Annotated in this window: 11 protein-coding genes and 1 pseudogene; 3 read left to right on the top strand and 9 right to left on the bottom strand. The window is 61.5% G+C overall.

The features are described 5' to 3' along the window. Window positions 1-45: 45 nt before the first annotated feature. The 5 genes from AC1DU9_RS19415 to glgA are packed head-to-tail and all read right to left on the bottom strand — an operon-like array spanning window position 46 to window position 8,662. On the bottom strand, window positions 46-381 hold the full coding sequence (locus AC1DU9_RS19415; protein ID WP_223462874.1) for a DUF2934 domain-containing protein: 336 nt from the start codon (window positions 379-381) through the stop codon (window positions 46-48). Window positions 382-402: 21 nt separating this feature from the next. After that, window positions 403-3,198, bottom strand: coding sequence for a malto-oligosyltrehalose synthase (locus AC1DU9_RS19410; protein ID WP_223462873.1), 2,796 nt, complete (start codon window positions 3,196-3,198; stop codon window positions 403-405). After that, window positions 3,195-5,273 (bottom strand): 4-alpha-glucanotransferase, encoded by a 2,079-nt coding sequence (gene malQ / locus AC1DU9_RS19405; RefSeq protein ID WP_223462872.1) that lies wholly within the window; start codon window positions 5,271-5,273, stop codon window positions 3,195-3,197. Before malQ ends, AC1DU9_RS19410 begins: the two co-directional genes overlap by 4 nt. Next, window positions 5,270-7,066, bottom strand: coding sequence for a malto-oligosyltrehalose trehalohydrolase (gene treZ, locus AC1DU9_RS19400; protein ID WP_477810646.1), 1,797 nt, complete (start codon window positions 7,064-7,066; stop codon window positions 5,270-5,272). The genes malQ and treZ overlap by 4 nt, the downstream gene beginning before the upstream one ends. Before the next feature lie 12 nt (window positions 7,067-7,078). Then, a complete protein-coding gene (gene glgA / locus AC1DU9_RS19395; protein WP_223462870.1) occupies window positions 7,079-8,662 on the bottom strand; it encodes a glycogen synthase GlgA in 1,584 nt (527 codons plus the stop codon). Window positions 8,663-9,221: 559 nt separating this feature from the next. On the opposite strand from glgA, the gene AC1DU9_RS19390 reads away from it, so the two are divergent. Together AC1DU9_RS19390 and nudC are read left to right on the top strand one after the other, a co-directional pair. Further along, window positions 9,222-10,034 carry a crotonase/enoyl-CoA hydratase family protein gene (locus tag AC1DU9_RS19390; protein WP_223462869.1) on the top strand — a complete coding sequence of 271 codons (813 nt, stop codon included), beginning with the start codon at window positions 9,222-9,224 and terminating at the stop codon, window positions 10,032-10,034. 6 nt (window positions 10,035-10,040) lie between these two features. Then, window positions 10,041-10,871: an NAD(+) diphosphatase gene (nudC, locus tag AC1DU9_RS19385; RefSeq protein WP_223462868.1), complete on the top strand. Its 831-nt coding sequence runs from the start codon at window positions 10,041-10,043 to the stop codon at window positions 10,869-10,871. Here nudC and AC1DU9_RS19380 read toward each other — a convergent pair. The 3 genes from AC1DU9_RS19380 to AC1DU9_RS19370 form a co-directional block, all read right to left on the bottom strand. Continuing rightward, window positions 10,839-11,618: a TSUP family transporter gene (locus AC1DU9_RS19380; protein ID WP_223462867.1), complete on the bottom strand. Its 780-nt coding sequence runs from the start codon at window positions 11,616-11,618 to the stop codon at window positions 10,839-10,841. The two genes, nudC and AC1DU9_RS19380, sit on opposite strands and share 33 nt — an antisense overlap. A 182-nt stretch (window positions 11,619-11,800) precedes the next feature. Next, a complete protein-coding gene (locus tag AC1DU9_RS19375; protein ID WP_477810645.1) occupies window positions 11,801-12,277 on the bottom strand; it encodes a nuclear transport factor 2 family protein in 477 nt (158 codons plus the stop codon). A 55-nt stretch (window positions 12,278-12,332) separates the two neighbouring features. Beyond that, a complete protein-coding gene (locus AC1DU9_RS19370; protein ID WP_477810644.1) occupies window positions 12,333-12,896 on the bottom strand; it encodes a TetR/AcrR family transcriptional regulator in 564 nt (187 codons plus the stop codon). 216 nt (window positions 12,897-13,112) lie between these two features. Here AC1DU9_RS19370 and pssA point away from each other — a divergent pair, with 216 nt between their 5' ends. Next, a complete protein-coding gene (gene pssA / locus AC1DU9_RS19365; RefSeq protein ID WP_223462864.1) occupies window positions 13,113-14,456 on the top strand; it encodes a CDP-diacylglycerol--serine O-phosphatidyltransferase in 1,344 nt (447 codons plus the stop codon). Window positions 14,457-14,894: 438 nt separating this feature from the next. Here the strand turns inward: pssA and AC1DU9_RS19360 are convergent. Beyond that, window positions 14,895-15,425 (bottom strand): annotated as a pseudogene (locus AC1DU9_RS19360) (IS4 family transposase); the annotation flags it as partial.

Raw genomic sequence — 15,425 nt, 5'->3', positions numbered from 1 at the left:
CAAGCGGACTCGGCACCCCTTCAATCAGGTCAAACGGCGTGCGCCTCAAACCGCCGGCGGTTTTCGCGCAGCCCGGGGCTTTTTCTCGACTGCCTTTTCTCCGGGCGGAATGACTTTCGAAGCTGCCGCAGGTTTGGCCTTGGCTTTCGGCGCAGCGGTCTTGCCATTGAGGGTCTTGTCCGGGCTGAGTTTTGCGTCTGCGGTTTTCTTCGGCGCTGTCTTGCTGGCGGGGGCCTTCGGTGACTTTTTCGGTGCCAGGGCTTCGGCTTCTGCCAGTTTGCGCGCCATCTCCCAGTGGCGGGCTTCCTGGCCCTCGGGTTTTCCTTCGGATTCCCAGATCTGATAGGCGAATTCGCGGATGCGTTTATCGTCGGTACTCATCGCAATGCTCCTGAACTGAACTCAAGTGTGGGTAGTTTGAATAAAGAGATTGACCGGGAAATCCCCCAGCGCGGCGCTGACCAGCAGCTCCCTGTGTTGTGTGACTGCGACGCCGGAAAAAAGTCCCTGCAGATTTTCGTCAGGGACGGTGAACGGCAATTTGACCCGGGTATCGCCCCACAGCGGCGCGTTGACCTGTGGTTCGGCACCGTTTTCCAGCAGCTCGGCACAACGTATCGGCACAATCACGATGGCGCGTGTTCCCTCCCGTTCACGGACAAAACCCAGCACTCGATGGGCCTCGCTGCCCACCACTTCCAGGGCCTGGTAAGTGCCACGCCGAAACAGCTCGGCATGCTCGGCACGCAAACCCAGGGTGCGCGCAATCAAGGCCTGCTTGATGCGCCCGTCACGCCAGTTCAGCAACAAGTCCGGCAGGTCCACCGCTTGCTGCAGCGCCTGCTGGCGGCTGGTGTAATCCACCGGGCGGCGGTTGTCCGGATCGACCAGGCTGAAGTCCCAGAAATCGTTACCCTGATACAGATCCGGCACGCCGGGTACGGTCATGCGCAGCAAGGTTTGCGCCAAACCGTTGAGTGCACCGGGCACGGCAATCGAACGGGCAGCCTTGGCGAGGGCCGTACGCAACAGCTCACCTTCGGGGCTGAGCAACAGGCGCTGGATGAAGTCCTCGCTCGCTTGCTCACAAGTGTCATTGGGCGCGCTCCAGCTGCTTTGCAGTTTGGCTTCGCGCAGGGCCTTGCGTTGCCATTGCCTCAGGCGTTTTGCGTAGTCTTCGAGCGCGAGCGGATTATCGAAACGCAATTGCAGAGGCCAACTGCCGAGAATTGTCTGGTACAGAATCAATTCATCGCCCGCCGAAGGCACTTGATCGTCACTGCGCAGTGGCCGGGCGAGGGTGCGCCACAGACCGATCTGGTCGGCGTACCAGTCGCTGCGCTCGCTCAATACCGCCAGCCGCGCCCGTGAATCTTCCCCGCGCTTGTGGTCGTGGGTAGCGCTGGCCAGCAGATTGTCCGGGAAGGCGTCGAGACGCTCGATGCAGGCTTGATGAAAGTCGGCAACCGGCGCACTGAACTGCTGGGTGTTGAACCCCACATCGTTGCGCGAGAGCAGGACCGCCGACCGATAGAGCGCGGTGTCTTCGACCGCTTTCGCCGCGGCCGGCGAAGTCAGTTGCTGGAAGCGTACGCAGGCGTGCTTGAGGCGTTTGCGCTGGCGACCGGCCGGGCGCTGCCGCCAGGGTTCACCGCCGAGCCAGCCGGCCAGGCAGTCGAGCACCGGCCAGTCTGCTTCGCCCAGGGTTTGCCGGGCACCGGCCATGGCCTGCTGGAAAAACACCTCGTCCTGGGCTGACCGGCCAAGGGGGCCGATGTAGGTGCGGTACACCGGGAAATGCACGATCAACGCCTGCAAGGCCCGGCGAATGGCGCCAAGGGTCAGGTCGCGGGTCATGAGATTGTCCCGGGCCACTTGCAGCAAGGCCTGGGCAACGCTTTCGAAATCCCCGGCGAGGGAGCCATTGAGGATTTGCTGACGGGCCAGTTGTGCTTCCTGGGAGAAGTCGGCGGTCCGCTCGCTGTGACGCTTCCAGCGCTCGGCCAGCGCCTGCGCACCCCTGGGGTCGGTTTGCAGCAGTGACAACTGGTTCATGAATTCGTAACCAGTGGTGCCATCCACCGACCAGTCACGAGGCAGGCTTTCACCTGCGCCGAGGATCTTTTCGACATAGATGGGCAGGTGGCGCCCCGCGGACAGGCTGTCGACCCGACGGCGCAGTTTTCGGCAGTAGCCCCGCGGGTCGGCAAGGCCGTCGATATGGTCGATGCGCAACCCGTCGATCAGCCCTTCAGCCACCAGTTGGAAGATCTTCGCATGGGTGGCTTCGAACACGGCGGGACGCTCGACGCGCAGTCCACCGAGTTCATTGATATCAAAGAAGCGCCGCCAGTTGATGTCGTCGGCGGCGGTGCGCCAACTGGCCAGGCGATAGCTCTGCCGCTCCAGCAGGTTGTGCAGGCGCTGCAAGCCCTCGCGGGTCACTGAGTCGTAGTTTTTCAGGTGCTGGTCAATGGCTTGGGCAATGGCCGGATCGCCGGTCAGGTCGCGCAGTTCTGCTTTCAGCGGTAGCGCCAGGCTGTGGGCATCGGTCTGGTAGCTCAGGGTGCTGAAGCGATCGGCCAGGGATTTGAGTTGTTCGGCCTGTTGCGTATCGAGCGGCGCATCGACCTTGAGCAGCTCGCCGTAATCCCAGGGGCAAATGGGAAAACGGTGTTCGTAGTACTCGACATGAAAGCTTCCGTGCCAGGCATCGAAGCGCAGGGGCAGGGTGCCGTCCTGCAACGCGACGCCATAGTCGCTGCCCAGAAACGGCAGGAGTAACTGGCCCTCCATCAACGGGTCGGGCGAGTGCCACTGGATGTCGAAAAATTCGCCGTAGGGGCTCAGGCGCCCCCACTCCAGCAAATCCAGCCACCAGGGATTATCACTGCCGCCGACCGCCATGTGGTTGGAGACGATATCGAGGATCAACCCCATGTTGTGCCCGTGCAGGGCACCGACCAGGCTGCGCAGCGCCGCTTCGCCGCCCAGCTCAGGATTGACCCTTGTCGGGTCCACCACGTCGTAGCCGTGCGTCGACCCGGCGCGCGCGCGCAACAGCGGGGAGGCGTAGACATGGCTGATGCCGAGACGGGCGAAGTACGGCACCAGTGGCACCGCGTCTTCCAGCGTGAAGCCTTTATGAAATTGCAGGCGCAACGTGGCGCGCAGTGGTCGGGTCGGCACTTGAGTCATCGATCACGCTCGGCCGCCTGCAGTCGCGCACAGGCGAGCAGTTCCAGACGCCGCGCGGCATCCGCTCCATCGAGCAGGGCCTCACTGTATCCGGGCAAGCGTCGCGACCAGTTCGGGTGAGTATCGATAGTGCCCGGCAGATTGGCCTGTTGTTCCACGCCAAGGGCATCTTCCAGTGGCAGCAACACCAGCGGCGAGCGGGTATGGCCGAGGAAGCGCACGCTGGCATCGAGCACCTGGTCGGTTTCGTGGGACTCTTCGCGGAAGTTCTGCGGGTCCTGGCTCAACGCCCGGCGCAGGCCCTCACGCTCGCGCTCGCGGTGCTGGCGCCATTCGATTTCAGCGCTGGCATCGACCATGCCGAGCCGGGCGTTCCAGTCGATATCGCGGCCATGCCACCAGCCGTTGAGGGTGGGCAGGTCATGGGTGCTGGTGGTCGCCAGGGCATTGTCCGGCCAGTCGAGGATGGGCTTGAAGTGCGTGTTGTCCTGCTCGAACAGCAACACCCGCATGCCGAGTATCGAACGGGCGATGAGTTTTTCCCGCAGGCCGTCCGGCACGGTGCCGAGGTCTTCGCCAAGGACGATGGCCTGGTGACGATGGGATTCCAGGGTCAGCAGACGCAGCAGATCGTCCACCGGGTAATACAGGTAGGCGCCGTCGGCCGGCGGCGAACCGTTAGGGATTACCCACAGACGCTGCAAGCCCATGACATGGTCGATGCGCAAGCCACCGGAGTGGGCGAAGTTGGCCCGCAGCATTTCGATGAAGGCCCGGAAACCATTGCGTACCAGGCCTTCGGGGGAGAACGCGGAAATCCCCCAGCCCTGGCCACTGCGGTTGAGAATGTCCGGTGGCGCACCGACGGTGAGAGAGGCGAGCAGTTCGTCCTGACGGCTCCAGGCCTGGCTGCCTCCGCCATCGGCACCGACGGCCAGATCGGCAATCAGGCCGATGCTCATGCCGCTGGCGCGGGCGGCGGTTTGCGCGCGCTCCAGGCAGCGCGTGATCAGCCACTGGCAGAAGGCGAAGAAGCCGATGCGTCCGGCATTTTCTTCGGCGAATGCCGCCAGTTCGGCGCTGCGCGGATTGCGCCAGGGTTCGGGCCACTGCCGCCAGTCGAGGTGTTCACCGCGGGCGGCGCGCGCCTCCTGGATGGCTTCGAAGCGACAGTGGTTTTCCAGCGCTTCGCCCGCCGCGTGACGAAAACTGCTGAAGTCTTCGTGCAACGGGTGTTCACCCTGGACGAAGCCTTCATATAGGGCCTGCAACAACCGATGCTTGGCTTCGGCGGCGGCCGGCCAGTCAATCAGCGGACGTTCTTGCAGCGCTTTGAATTCAATGGCCAGGCCGGTTGCATCGATGGCGGTACGCAGGGCGCGTTCGCCGAGAATGGTGCCGGGGGCGCAGTAAAGGCTGTTGAGAAACAAACGGCTGGACGGCGAATACGGGCTATAGCGTTGGGTGTCGCTTGAAAACATCGCATGCAACGGGCTGATCGCCAGCGCCTCGGCGCCACGCTCACCGGCCACCCGGGCGAGGTCCTCCAGAGCCTGGGTGTCACCAAACCCGCCATCGCCGGAGCGGCGCAATCCGTACAACTGCACGCTCAGGCCCCAGGCACGAGGAATGGGGTTATCCACGGCGTCGGCCACGCTGTAACAACGGGCCGGGGCCACCGCCAGGGTAAAGGTTTGTCCGTCGATGCCGACCTGTTGATAGCCGACCGGTACCAGCCCGGGCAGCACCGCGTTGGCGTCCAGTCTCAGGTTGAGCCGCGAACCGTCTTCGAGGTGGATTTCGCAAGGGGTTTGGGGCTCGAAATAACGCGCCAGGTCCAGGCCCACCCCCACATCGGCGGTGATCAATGGCGGCAAGTGGTGGGTCTGTTGCGCCGCTTGCAATTCCAGCAGGCTGGCGTCGATTTCCTGGGCACTGCCGGCCGGGTGGCCAAGGCCGCTCAGCACGTTGCGCAACACTGACGGCGCGACTTTTTGCGGGCGGCCGTTGGCGTCGATCCAGTCGACCGCGAGACCGGCACGGCTGGCCAGGATTTCCAGTTGCGCATCACTCATGGACGCTCTCCAAACGAGGTAGCAAAGGGGGCTGCAGCGGTGAGGCTGACGAGCGCGCAATACGGGGCAAGGGTGCCCTGGTCCAGAAGGCCGGCACTCTCTGGCGGGTATTCGAATAACCGCACGGCACCGGTCTGTGAGGTGTGGCCTACGGGCCTGTCGCTGAGGTTCAGGTCAATGCGCAGCTGGCTGCCATCGCCCAATCGCCAGGCTGCACTGACCGCGCCTTCGCCCAGCACGTCGGTGCCCAGTGCCTGGGTGCCCGGCAAGTGCGGGACGATGAGCCGGTGCCGGATCTGCAACAGTCGGCAGTACAGGTCGTGCATCTCGCTGTGGCCGATCGAGGGCAGGACAGGGCAGGACGCTGCAAATGTCTGCGGATCATTCGGGTCCGGAATGTGTTCGCGTTGACGCGAGTCCGCAAACGCGCTGAACGCCGCGAACTCGTTGCGCCGGCCGTCGCGGACTAACTTCGCCAACTCACCATGATGGCTGGTGAAAAACAGGAAGGGTTGCTCGACGGCAAACTCGTCACCCATGAACAGCAGCGGAATCATCGGCGACAGCAGCAGCAACGCCGTGGCGGCCCGCAGCGCTTGCGGGTGGGCGAGTTGATGCAGGCGCTCGCCGAACGCCCGATTGCCGATCTGGTCATGGTTCTGCAAAAACAGGATGAAGGCGTTGGGCGGCAAATGCCCGCTGGGTTCACCGCGCGCCACACCATGGCGGTTGAGATGGCCCTGGAACACGAAACCCTGGCTCAGGCAGCGCGCCAGTTGTTCGGTGGGGTTTTGCGCGTAGTCGGCGTAATAGGCGTCGGTTTCGCCGGTCAGCAATACGTGCAGGGCATTGTGGCCATCATCATTCCATTGCGCGTCGTAACCCTGTTCGAGCAGGCTGGCCTGGTTGTGTTCGTTCTCGACCATCAGCCACACATGCCGCGCCGGTCCCGTCTGCTGGCGCACCCGTAGCGCCAGTTCCTGAAGAAAATCCGGGTCCTGGATGGCGTGCACCGCGTCCAGGCGCAATCCGTCGAAACGGTATTCCAGCAGCCACATCAAGGCGTTTTCGATGAAGAAGTCCCGTACTTCGCGACGGCGCAAGTCGATTGCCGCACCCCAGGGCGTGTGTCGGTCTTCGCGAAAGAAAGCACTGGCATAACGATGCAGATAATTGCCATCCGGGCCGAAGTGGTTGTAGACCACGTCGAGAATCACCGCCAGACCGTGGCCGTGGGCGGTGTCGATCAAGTGCTTGAGTTGCTCGGGTGAGCCGTATGAAGCCTGGGGCGCGTAGGGCAGGACGCCGTCATAGCCCCAATTGCGCTCACCGGGAAACTGCGCGATGGGCATCAGTTCGATTGCGGTGACACCCAGTTCGACCAGGCGTGCCAGATGCTGCTCGACGGCAGTGAAGCCGCCGAGCGCACCGACGTGCAACTCATAAATCACCGCTTCGTTCCACGGTCGTCCCAGCCAGGTACTGTGTTGCCACGCATAGGCCAACGGATCGACCACCACGCTGGGCTGGTCAATGCCGCCGGCCTGAGCGCGGGAGGCGGGGTCGGGCACTTCCAGTTCGCCGTCGATGCTGTAGCGGTAACGCGTGCCTGCCGGGCATCGGGTGTTGCTCACGAACCAGCCATCGGCCTGGGGCAGCAACGGCAAGGACTGTCCATTTTCCAGTTCGACACTGACGTAAAACGCATCTGGCGCCCACAACGCGAATCGCGTGTGCTCTGCGTCCAGCATGATTGCGCCGTGAGGCCAGGTCTCAAGGGTCCGTAACGGCATCTTGAAAGCCTCTTACTGTTTGTTCGATTTCCCCAACGCTTTTGCCACAAGCCGTTCATAGAGTTCGGCGTAGGGTTCGACCGCCTTGCACCAGTTGAACGGCGCGGCCATGGCCCGGCAACGCATGGCGTGCAGCAGGTCGGGAAAGGCGAATACCTTGAATGCGCGACTCAGGGCTTCCTGATAGCTCTGCACCGTGGATTCATCGAACAGGAAACCGGTTACGCCGTTCTCGATGGTGTCGGCCAGGCCACCGGTATTGCGTGCCACCGGCAACGAGCCGAAGCGCTGGGCGTACATCTGGCTCAGGCCGCACGGCTCGTAACGCGACGGCATCAGCAGGAAGTCGCTGCCGGCGAACATGCGTCGGGCGTCGGTTTCGTTGAAACCGATGCGCACGCCGATCTGCCCGGGGAAACGCAGGGCCAGTTCGCGCATCGACTGTTCTTCTTCCGGCTCGCCACGGCCGATGATCGCGATCTGGCCACCGGATTTGACGATGTATTCAGAGACCGCCTCGGTGAGGTCCAGGCCTTTCTGATAAACCAGCCGCGAGACCACTGCAAACAGTGGGCCTTCGGAATGTTCCAGGCCAAACAGCTCGCGGACATGAGCGGCGTTCACGGCCTTGCCCTCCCAGTCGCCGATGCTGAACGGGCAGAACAGGTGCGGATCGGTCGCCGCATCCCAGCTTTCATCGATGCCGTTGGGAATCCCGCTGAGCAGGCCTTGCTGGGTCTTGGCGGCGAGAAAACCGTCGAGACCGCAGCCGAAATCCGGGGTAGTGATTTCCTGGGCGTAGGTCGCGCTGACCGTGGTGATGTGGCTCGAATAGGCCATGCCGGCCTTGAGGAACGACATCTTGCCGTAGAACTCCATGCCTTCTTGCTGCAGCGCGTGATGGGGGATGCCCAATTCGGGGCACGAACCCAGGCTGATCACGCCCTGGTACGCCAGGTTGTGGATGGTGAACAGGGTGGGCGTGCGCTGTCCACGCCAGTGCATATAAGCAGGGGCCAGACCGGCCGGCCAGTCATGGGCGTGCACCAGGTCCGGGCACCAGTGGATTTGCGCGAGGTTGGCGGCAATATCGGCCGCCGCCAGGCCCAGGCGGGCGAAACGGATATGGTTGTCCGGCCAGTCGCGGCCGTTGTTGGCGCCGTAGGGCGAACCTTCGCGCTCGTAGAGTTCGGGGCAGATCAGTACGTAAATGACCAAACCGTCGGGCATGTCCATGCGCCCGATCTTGCACGGTGGCAATGCAGCATGACCGCCAAGCTCACCGATGATATGAATGGGGTTCTCGCTGTGCATCACCTGCGGGTAACCCGGGATCAACACCCGCACATCGTGCAGATGGGCCATGGCCCGCGGCAGCGCTGCGGAAACGTCGCCCAGGCCACCGGTTTTCACCAGGTCGGCGATTTCCGAGGTAACGAACAAGACTTTTTTTCGGTTCGGATTCCGGTTGGCTACCGGGGTCAGCGTCCTGCTGCCTGGAACACTGACGGGTTGGGTGTTTGCGGCAGTTACGGCGCTCGACTCACCGACCTGATGAGCACGCTCTCCCTGTATTTCCATAGCCGTACTGGTCATATGAATCTCCCGTGTTGTTGATCTAATTCTTAGGTCTGGCAAACGGTGTTCCATGGCCAATTTCCGTGGCCGGGCGCAAACGCGCTACGCATCAGTGAGCAAGCGCTGCCCAATGCGCTGAAGCAGAATGGGTGAATGAGCCACTGCAAAGATTGCACCAGTCGCAACGCACCGTCTTTTCAGAGGACCGATCGGGACTGGAAAAAGTTTCGACTATTTTTCCACTTTGTGACCGGCCGGTTTCGTCTCGAGAAAATGAGTCTAGGCCAGAACTTAGAGCGGTGAAGGCCGGATGGCAAAATTGTTCGACAATCGGTTTGTAGCGGTACGGACGTGCCTGATCGAGGTGCAAATGCCCCGACGAAGTGCATGTTTTTTTGCGTTTTGGCCGCAAAAAGTCACGGGGCAGTCACATAAATGTGCGCCACGTTTTGGTGGTGGTGCACTGTTAAGGTGCAGTCTGGCCAGTCCCGCATTTGGCCGAACCACTGCCTTACTGCCCACCTTGGTGCCTTGTTATAGTTCGGGCCTCATTTTTGCCCGCAAAAGGATCACTGGCATGTCTCGGTACAGCGCGTTCAACGTCGAACTGGTCGATAAAATCGCCCATGTGCAGATCAACCGCCCGGAGAAGATCAACTCGATGAACGCTGCGTTCTGGAGCGAGATCGTCGAGATCTTCCAGTGGATCGACGACACCGATGAAGTGCGCGTGGTGGTTCTCAGCGGCGCAGGCAAGCATTTCTCCTCGGGTATCGACCTGATGATGCTGGCGGGCGTGGCCAATGAACTGGGCAAGGACGTCGGACGCAATGCGCGCCTGTTGCGGCGCAAGATCCTCACCCTGCAAGCGTCGTTCAATGCCGTCGATAACTGCCGCAAACCGGTGCTTGCGGCGATTCAGGGTTACTGCCTGGGTGGCGCCATCGACCTGATTGCCGCGTGCGACATGCGTTATGCCGCCGAGGACGCACAGTTTTCGATCAAGGAAATCGACATCGGCATGGCCGCCGACGTCGGCACGTTGCAACGCTTGCCGCGGATCATCGGTGACGGCATGCTGCGTGAACTGGCTTACACTGGTCGCACGTTTGGCGCCGACGAAGCGCGGAGCATGGGCCTGGTCAATCGCGTCTACAGCGACAACGCCAGCCTGCTCGACGGCGTCATGGGCATTGCCCGCGAAATCGCCGGCAAGTCGCCGATCGCCGTTACCGGCACCAAAGAGATGATCAGCTACATGCGCGACCATCGCATCGATGACGGCCTCGAATACATCGCTACCTGGAACGCCGCCATGCTGCAATCCACCGATCTGCGCGTGGCCATGGCCGCCCATATGAGCAAACAGAAACCCGAATTTCTGGATTGATAAACCATGATTCCTCGCTGGACCACTGCAGTACTGGACACCGATCAACCCGGCGGCTGGGCTGTCGCGCGCAGCCCCGAAGGCTTTCTGTTCGATGACAATGGCGCACTGTTTGCGCGCGAATGGCTCAAGCGCCAGGACCTGCCGATTCTCGCCGAGCATGGCATCGGTCATCTCGATGGCGAGCCGGTCTATCTGCTGGAGCTGCGCAATCACAGCGAGGTGCCGGGCTGCAACTGGAAAGGCCTGCGGGCGTTCATGCTGGAGGGCGATCACACGCTCTACAAGGTGCTTGGTTACGCCGCGCAGATCGGCACCTGGGCCCGTGAACATCGCTTTTGCGGTAACTGCGGTCAGGCCATGATCCAGGTGCCGCGCGAACGGGCGATGTATTGCCAGCCGTGCGATCTGCGCAGCTATCCACGGATTTCGCCGAGCATGATCGTACTGGTGACCCGCGGCGACGAGATTCTGCTGGGGCGTTCGCCGCGTTTTGTGCCGGGGGTCTACAGCACCCTGGCCGGGTTTGCCGAGCCGGGCGAATCGGCCGAGGACTGCCTGATTCGCGAGGTTCGCGAAGAGGTGAGCATCGAGGTCAAGAACATCCAGTACATGGGCAGCCAGTGCTGGCCGTTCCCGCACTCGATGATGCTCGGCTTTCATGCCGAATATGCCGGTGGCGAGATTGTCTGTCAGGAAGACGAGATCGAGGACGCCCAGTGGTTCAACGTGCACGAGCTGCCGCCGTTGCCGGCGTCACGCTCGATTGCCCGTTACCTGATCGACGTCTATGTGGCGCGGCGCTTAGGCCACGCTGAACCAGTGCTGCCAGGCTAGGCGCACCGTTAGGCCCAACACCACGGTGATGAACACCGGACGAATGAATTTCGCACCGCCACTGATGGCGGTGCGGGCGCCGAAGAACGCGCCGACCATCAACGACGAGCCCATGCACAGGCCGATGATCCAGTCCACCTGACCGGAAAAGATGAAGATCGACAGCGCTGCCGCGTTGCTGACGAAGTTCATGCTGCGCGCCACGCCGCTGGCCTTCACCAGGTCGACGGGGTAGAGCAACAGGCTGCTTACGGTCCAGAACGCGCCCGTGCCGGGACCGGCCACGCCGTCATAGAAGCCGAGGCTGAAGCCTTGGGTCGACTGCCACTTTTTCTTGATCGGTGCATCGCTGTCCGTTGGCGCTTTCGGCGTGCCGCCAAACAAAAGATAAACGCCACAGGCGAAGACGATCACCGGCAGCATTTTGTTCAGCCACTCCGCCGGCAGGTAATGCGCGACCACGGCACCGGTCAGCGCGCCGACCAGGGTGCCGATGATGGCGTGCATCCATTGCGCGGGGTGGAACAGCTTGCGGCGGTAGAAGGTGAAACTGGCAATCGCCGAACCGAAGGTCGAGCTGAGCTTGTTGGTGCCCAGTACCAGGTGCGGCGGCAGGCCGGCGGTCAGCAAGGCGGGGGTGGTCAACAGGCCGCCGCCACCGGCGATGGCATCGATGAAACCGGCAACAAAAGCGACAAGGGCCAGGATGGCCAGGGTGGAGAGGTCAACGCTGAGTTCGAAAGGCATGGGATCGGCTTATTCGGCGGGTGCAGGAAGAGGCTGCGGGGAAGGGCAGCATCTTAACCACCTGCACACACAAAACCAATGTAGGAGCGAGCCTGCTCGCGATGGCGTCATCACATTCAACATTCATGTTGACTGATAGATCGCTATCGCGAGCAGGCTCGCTCCTACAGTTTGATCAGTGTTTACAAGCCAAGATCCGACAGCCCCGGATGATCGTCAGGCCGACGCCCCAGCGGCCAGTGGAACTTGCGCTCGCTTTCCTTGATCGGCAGGTCATTGATGCAGGCGAAGCGCCGGGCCATCAGGCCGTCCTCGTTGAACTCCCAGTTTTCGTTGCCGTAGGAGCGGAACCAGTTGCCCGAGTCGTCATGCCACTCATAGGCATAACGCACGGCGATGCGGTTGCCGGTAAAGGCCCAGAGTTCCTTGATCAGCCGATAATCCAGCTCCTTGGCCCATTTGCGGGTCAGGAAGCCTTTGGCCTCTTCTCGGTTGTAGGCGAACTCGGCGCGATTGCGCCATTGAGTGTCCAGGGTGTAGGCCAGGGACACGCGCTCGGGGTCGCGGGAGTTCCAGCCGTCTTCAGCCAGGCGAACTTTTTCAATGGCCGATTCACGGGTGAAAGGGGGTAATGGCGGACGAACTTCGGCATTAGACATTTCAAGTCTCCGTATCAAGTTAAAGTTCAAACAATTGTCGAGCTTGATCAGGTTGCTACAGGTCCAATAACTTTCGCGCCATGCATTGCGCATTATCGGCGGCACTGTGATCACCCATTACAAGCGCCACGGTAATGGCACCATCGATCAGGATCAGCAGCTGTCTGGCCAGCATCTGCGGATCCTCGGCGCCATGTTCGGTACACAGCTCGCACACGTAGTCGAGCAGCTTCTGTTTATGCTCTTTGGCGACCAGGCGCACCGGGTCTTGCGGGTCGCCGGTTTCGCCACTGGTGTTGATGAAGGCGCAGCCACGAAAGCCCTCGGACGCGAACCACGATTTGAGCACGGTAAACAGGTTAAGCAGTCGTTCGGCCGGGGTTTGTGCCTGGCAGACTGCGCCTCTGTACCAGTGCATCCAGCGCTGGTCGCGACGTTGCAGGGCGGCTACCACCAGATCGTCCTTGTTGGCGAAGTAGCGGTAAATGCTCTTTCTGGAGACGCCGGCGGTTTTCACCAGAAGATCCATGCCCGTGGCGGCTATGCCACTTTTGTAGATCAACTTTTCGGTGACATCCAGAATGATGTCGCGTGTTTCATTGTTAGTGATTTCGTTCATGTGGCTAACAGTAGAACGATCGTTCTCCATGGTCAATCGGTTTTTGTGTCGTTTGACAAATGGCTATCACGAGCAAGCTCGCTCCCACAGGGAAGCGCATATCAACATGTGGGAGCGAGCTTGCTCGCGATGGCGTCATTACTGACGGTAACAAGACCCGAACCTTTGCATGGTGTAAGCTCTCGGGTTCTTCGGATTCGACCCATTGCGAGCCCTATGCCGTTGCTTTTCAAACGTTCCCTGCTGCCCAAACTGCGCAGTTTTCCGCTGACGGCCGATGCCGTCGGCATCCTCTCTGGCGCTGCCGAATTCCGTCGTTGCCTGCTGGAGAAGATCGCCAGCGCGACCCGGCGCATCTATATCGTTGCGCTGTACCTGCAACAGGATGAAGCCGGCCAGGAAATTCTCGATGCCTTGCACGCGGCCAAGCTGGCGCGTCCGGAACTGGACGTGGTGGTGGTCGTCGACTGGCTGCGCGCCCAGCGCGGCCTGATTGGTGCCGGCAAGCAACCGGGCAACTCCGCCTGGTATCAGGAAATGACCCGCACCCATGCCAGCGAAGTGCCGATCTACGGAGTCCCGGTGCAAACCCGCGAACTGTTCGGTGTGTTGCACCTCAAAGGCTTCGTGATCGATGACTGCGTGATCTACAGTGGCGCGAGCCTGAACAACGTCTATCTGCACAAGTTCGACAAGTACCGCTACGACCGCTATCACCTGCTGCACAATCGTGATCTGGCCGATTCGATGCAGCACCTGGTGCAGCACGGCCTGGTGGCTTCCAAGGCGGTGCACCGCCTCGACCTGCCGAACCTGCCGACCACCCGCAGCCTGCGCCATGACATCGGCGACCTGCGCAGCCGCCTCAAGCACGCGGCGTACGACACTTCGCGGGGCACTACCGACAGGAGCGGTTTGTCTGTCAGCCCCTTGCTCGGCGTCGGCAAGAACAATCCGCTGAACCGGGTGATCTGCGAACTGATCGCCAGCGCCCAGCAGCAACTGACCATTTGCACACCGTACTTCAACCTGCCGCTGGCGGTCATCCGCGAGATCAACCGTGCGTTGGCCCGTGGGGTGAAGATCGACATTGTGGTCGGCGACAAGACGGCCAACGATTTCTACATTCCGCCGAGCGAACCGTTCCGGGTTATTTCGGCGCTGCCGTACCTGTACGAAATCAGCTTGCGCCGGTTTGCCAAGCGCCATCAGCGCGACATCGACAGCGGCCAGTTGAACCTGCACCTGTGGCGTGATGGCGACAACACCTATCACCTCAAGGGCATGTGGATCGACCGGCGCTATACCTTGCTGACCGGCAACAACCTCAACCCACGGGCGTTTCGACTCGATCTGGAAAACGCCTTGTTGATCGATGATCCCCATGGCGAACTGCTGGAGCCGCGTCGCGATGAGCTGACAAAGATCTTCCAGCACACTTCGCGTATCGAGCATTTCCAGAACCTGGAAACCCTCGCCGAGTACCCGGCGGGTGTGGCCAGGTTCCTCAAGCGCGTGAGTCGTGTGCGGATCGAGCGGTTGCTTTACCGCATTCTGTAAATCCGGTGGACTTCAGAAAAGCAATCGTCGGATCGCCGCCCGGAGCAAGCTCGCTTCCACAGTGGATCGGGGTCGAACACAACATTGTGGCCGACCACAAACCCTGTGGGAGCGAGCTTGCTCGCGAAAGCGGCCTGTCAGTCGATCAAATACACCACAGACGAACGAACCCAACAAACAGGCCGGCCGGTAGGCCGCCTCGAGCGCTGTTGCGGTGTACGCCCCCTCGTGAGGCCGAGCGCAGGTTCTGCGCAGTGGGCAACCCGGCATGGATGCCGGGTTAGCCGCCCTTGGCCATGGATGGCCGATGGCGGCGGGCCCACGGAGCAGGACCGGAGCGAGGGCATGCCGAGCCACGGCGAGGCACCGAATGTAAGGGGCAAGAGCCCTTGGTTACTTGGGGCTTTTCCAAGTGACCCGCTGTAAGAGCCAGCCCTTTCAAGGTGTTTTCCCTTTATGGGCTTTGAGCACCCGATCCGTCGACACATGAGCATGCGCAGCTTTGCCGTCCAGCCACTCCTTGGGTTTGGCGATTCTGGGACCACGTAGGCTTTTGGCCACTTGCTTGGGGTTGATATTCCTGGCGAGCGCCAACAGTCGTGTTGCCAGCGTTTCTGAGGTCGTTTGAAGTGTCAGGTAATCCGAGGGCAGTGCGATCTGCATGCCCTCGTATCCGCTACGCACTTGTACCGTCAGATGGAAGATCGAAGCTTCCCAGCCTTCGGGCAATGTCTCGCGATGAGCCTGTTCCACACTGCGCTTGAGCACTGCCAGGACGTTGTAGGCCAGGATCGCTGAAGCAAATCCCAGCAACGCCGCCCGCGGAGCGCCAAGGCTTTCGATTTCACTGTCCAGCACCGACTCCAGGCGCTGGAACATCCCTTCGATACTCCAGCGACGACGGTATAACTCGGCGATCTGCCCGGCGCTGACGGTGTCGGGCAAGTTGCTCCAGAACCACATCACCGT

The organism is Pseudomonas sp. P4_C1, assembly GCF_056402155.1.
This window is presented reverse-complemented; position numbering and strand designations above follow the sequence as displayed.

Coding starts and splice junctions, on each gene's coding strand:
- AC1DU9_RS19415 (WP_223462874.1), bottom strand. CDS start 381: ATGAGTACCGACGATAAACGCATCCGCGAATTCGCCTATCAGATCTGG.
- AC1DU9_RS19410 (WP_223462873.1), bottom strand. CDS start 3,198: ATGACTCAAGTGCCGACCCGACCACTGCGCGCCACGTTGCGCCTGCAA.
- malQ (WP_223462872.1), bottom strand. CDS start 5,273: ATGAGTGATGCGCAACTGGAAATCCTGGCCAGCCGTGCCGGTCTCGCG.
- treZ (WP_477810646.1), bottom strand. CDS start 7,066: ATGCCGTTACGGACCCTTGAGACCTGGCCTCACGGCGCAATCATGCTG.
- glgA (WP_223462870.1), bottom strand. CDS start 8,662: ATGACCAGTACGGCTATGGAAATACAGGGAGAGCGTGCTCATCAGGTC.
- AC1DU9_RS19390 (WP_223462869.1), top strand. CDS start 9,222: ATGTCTCGGTACAGCGCGTTCAACGTCGAACTGGTCGATAAAATCGCC.
- nudC (WP_223462868.1), top strand. CDS start 10,041: ATGATTCCTCGCTGGACCACTGCAGTACTGGACACCGATCAACCCGGC.
- AC1DU9_RS19380 (WP_223462867.1), bottom strand. CDS start 11,618: ATGCCTTTCGAACTCAGCGTTGACCTCTCCACCCTGGCCATCCTGGCC.
- AC1DU9_RS19375 (WP_477810645.1), bottom strand. CDS start 12,277: ATGTCTAATGCCGAAGTTCGTCCGCCATTACCCCCTTTCACCCGTGAA.
- AC1DU9_RS19370 (WP_477810644.1), bottom strand. CDS start 12,896: ATGAACGAAATCACTAACAATGAAACACGCGACATCATTCTGGATGTC.
- pssA (WP_223462864.1), top strand. CDS start 13,113: ATGCCGTTGCTTTTCAAACGTTCCCTGCTGCCCAAACTGCGCAGTTTT.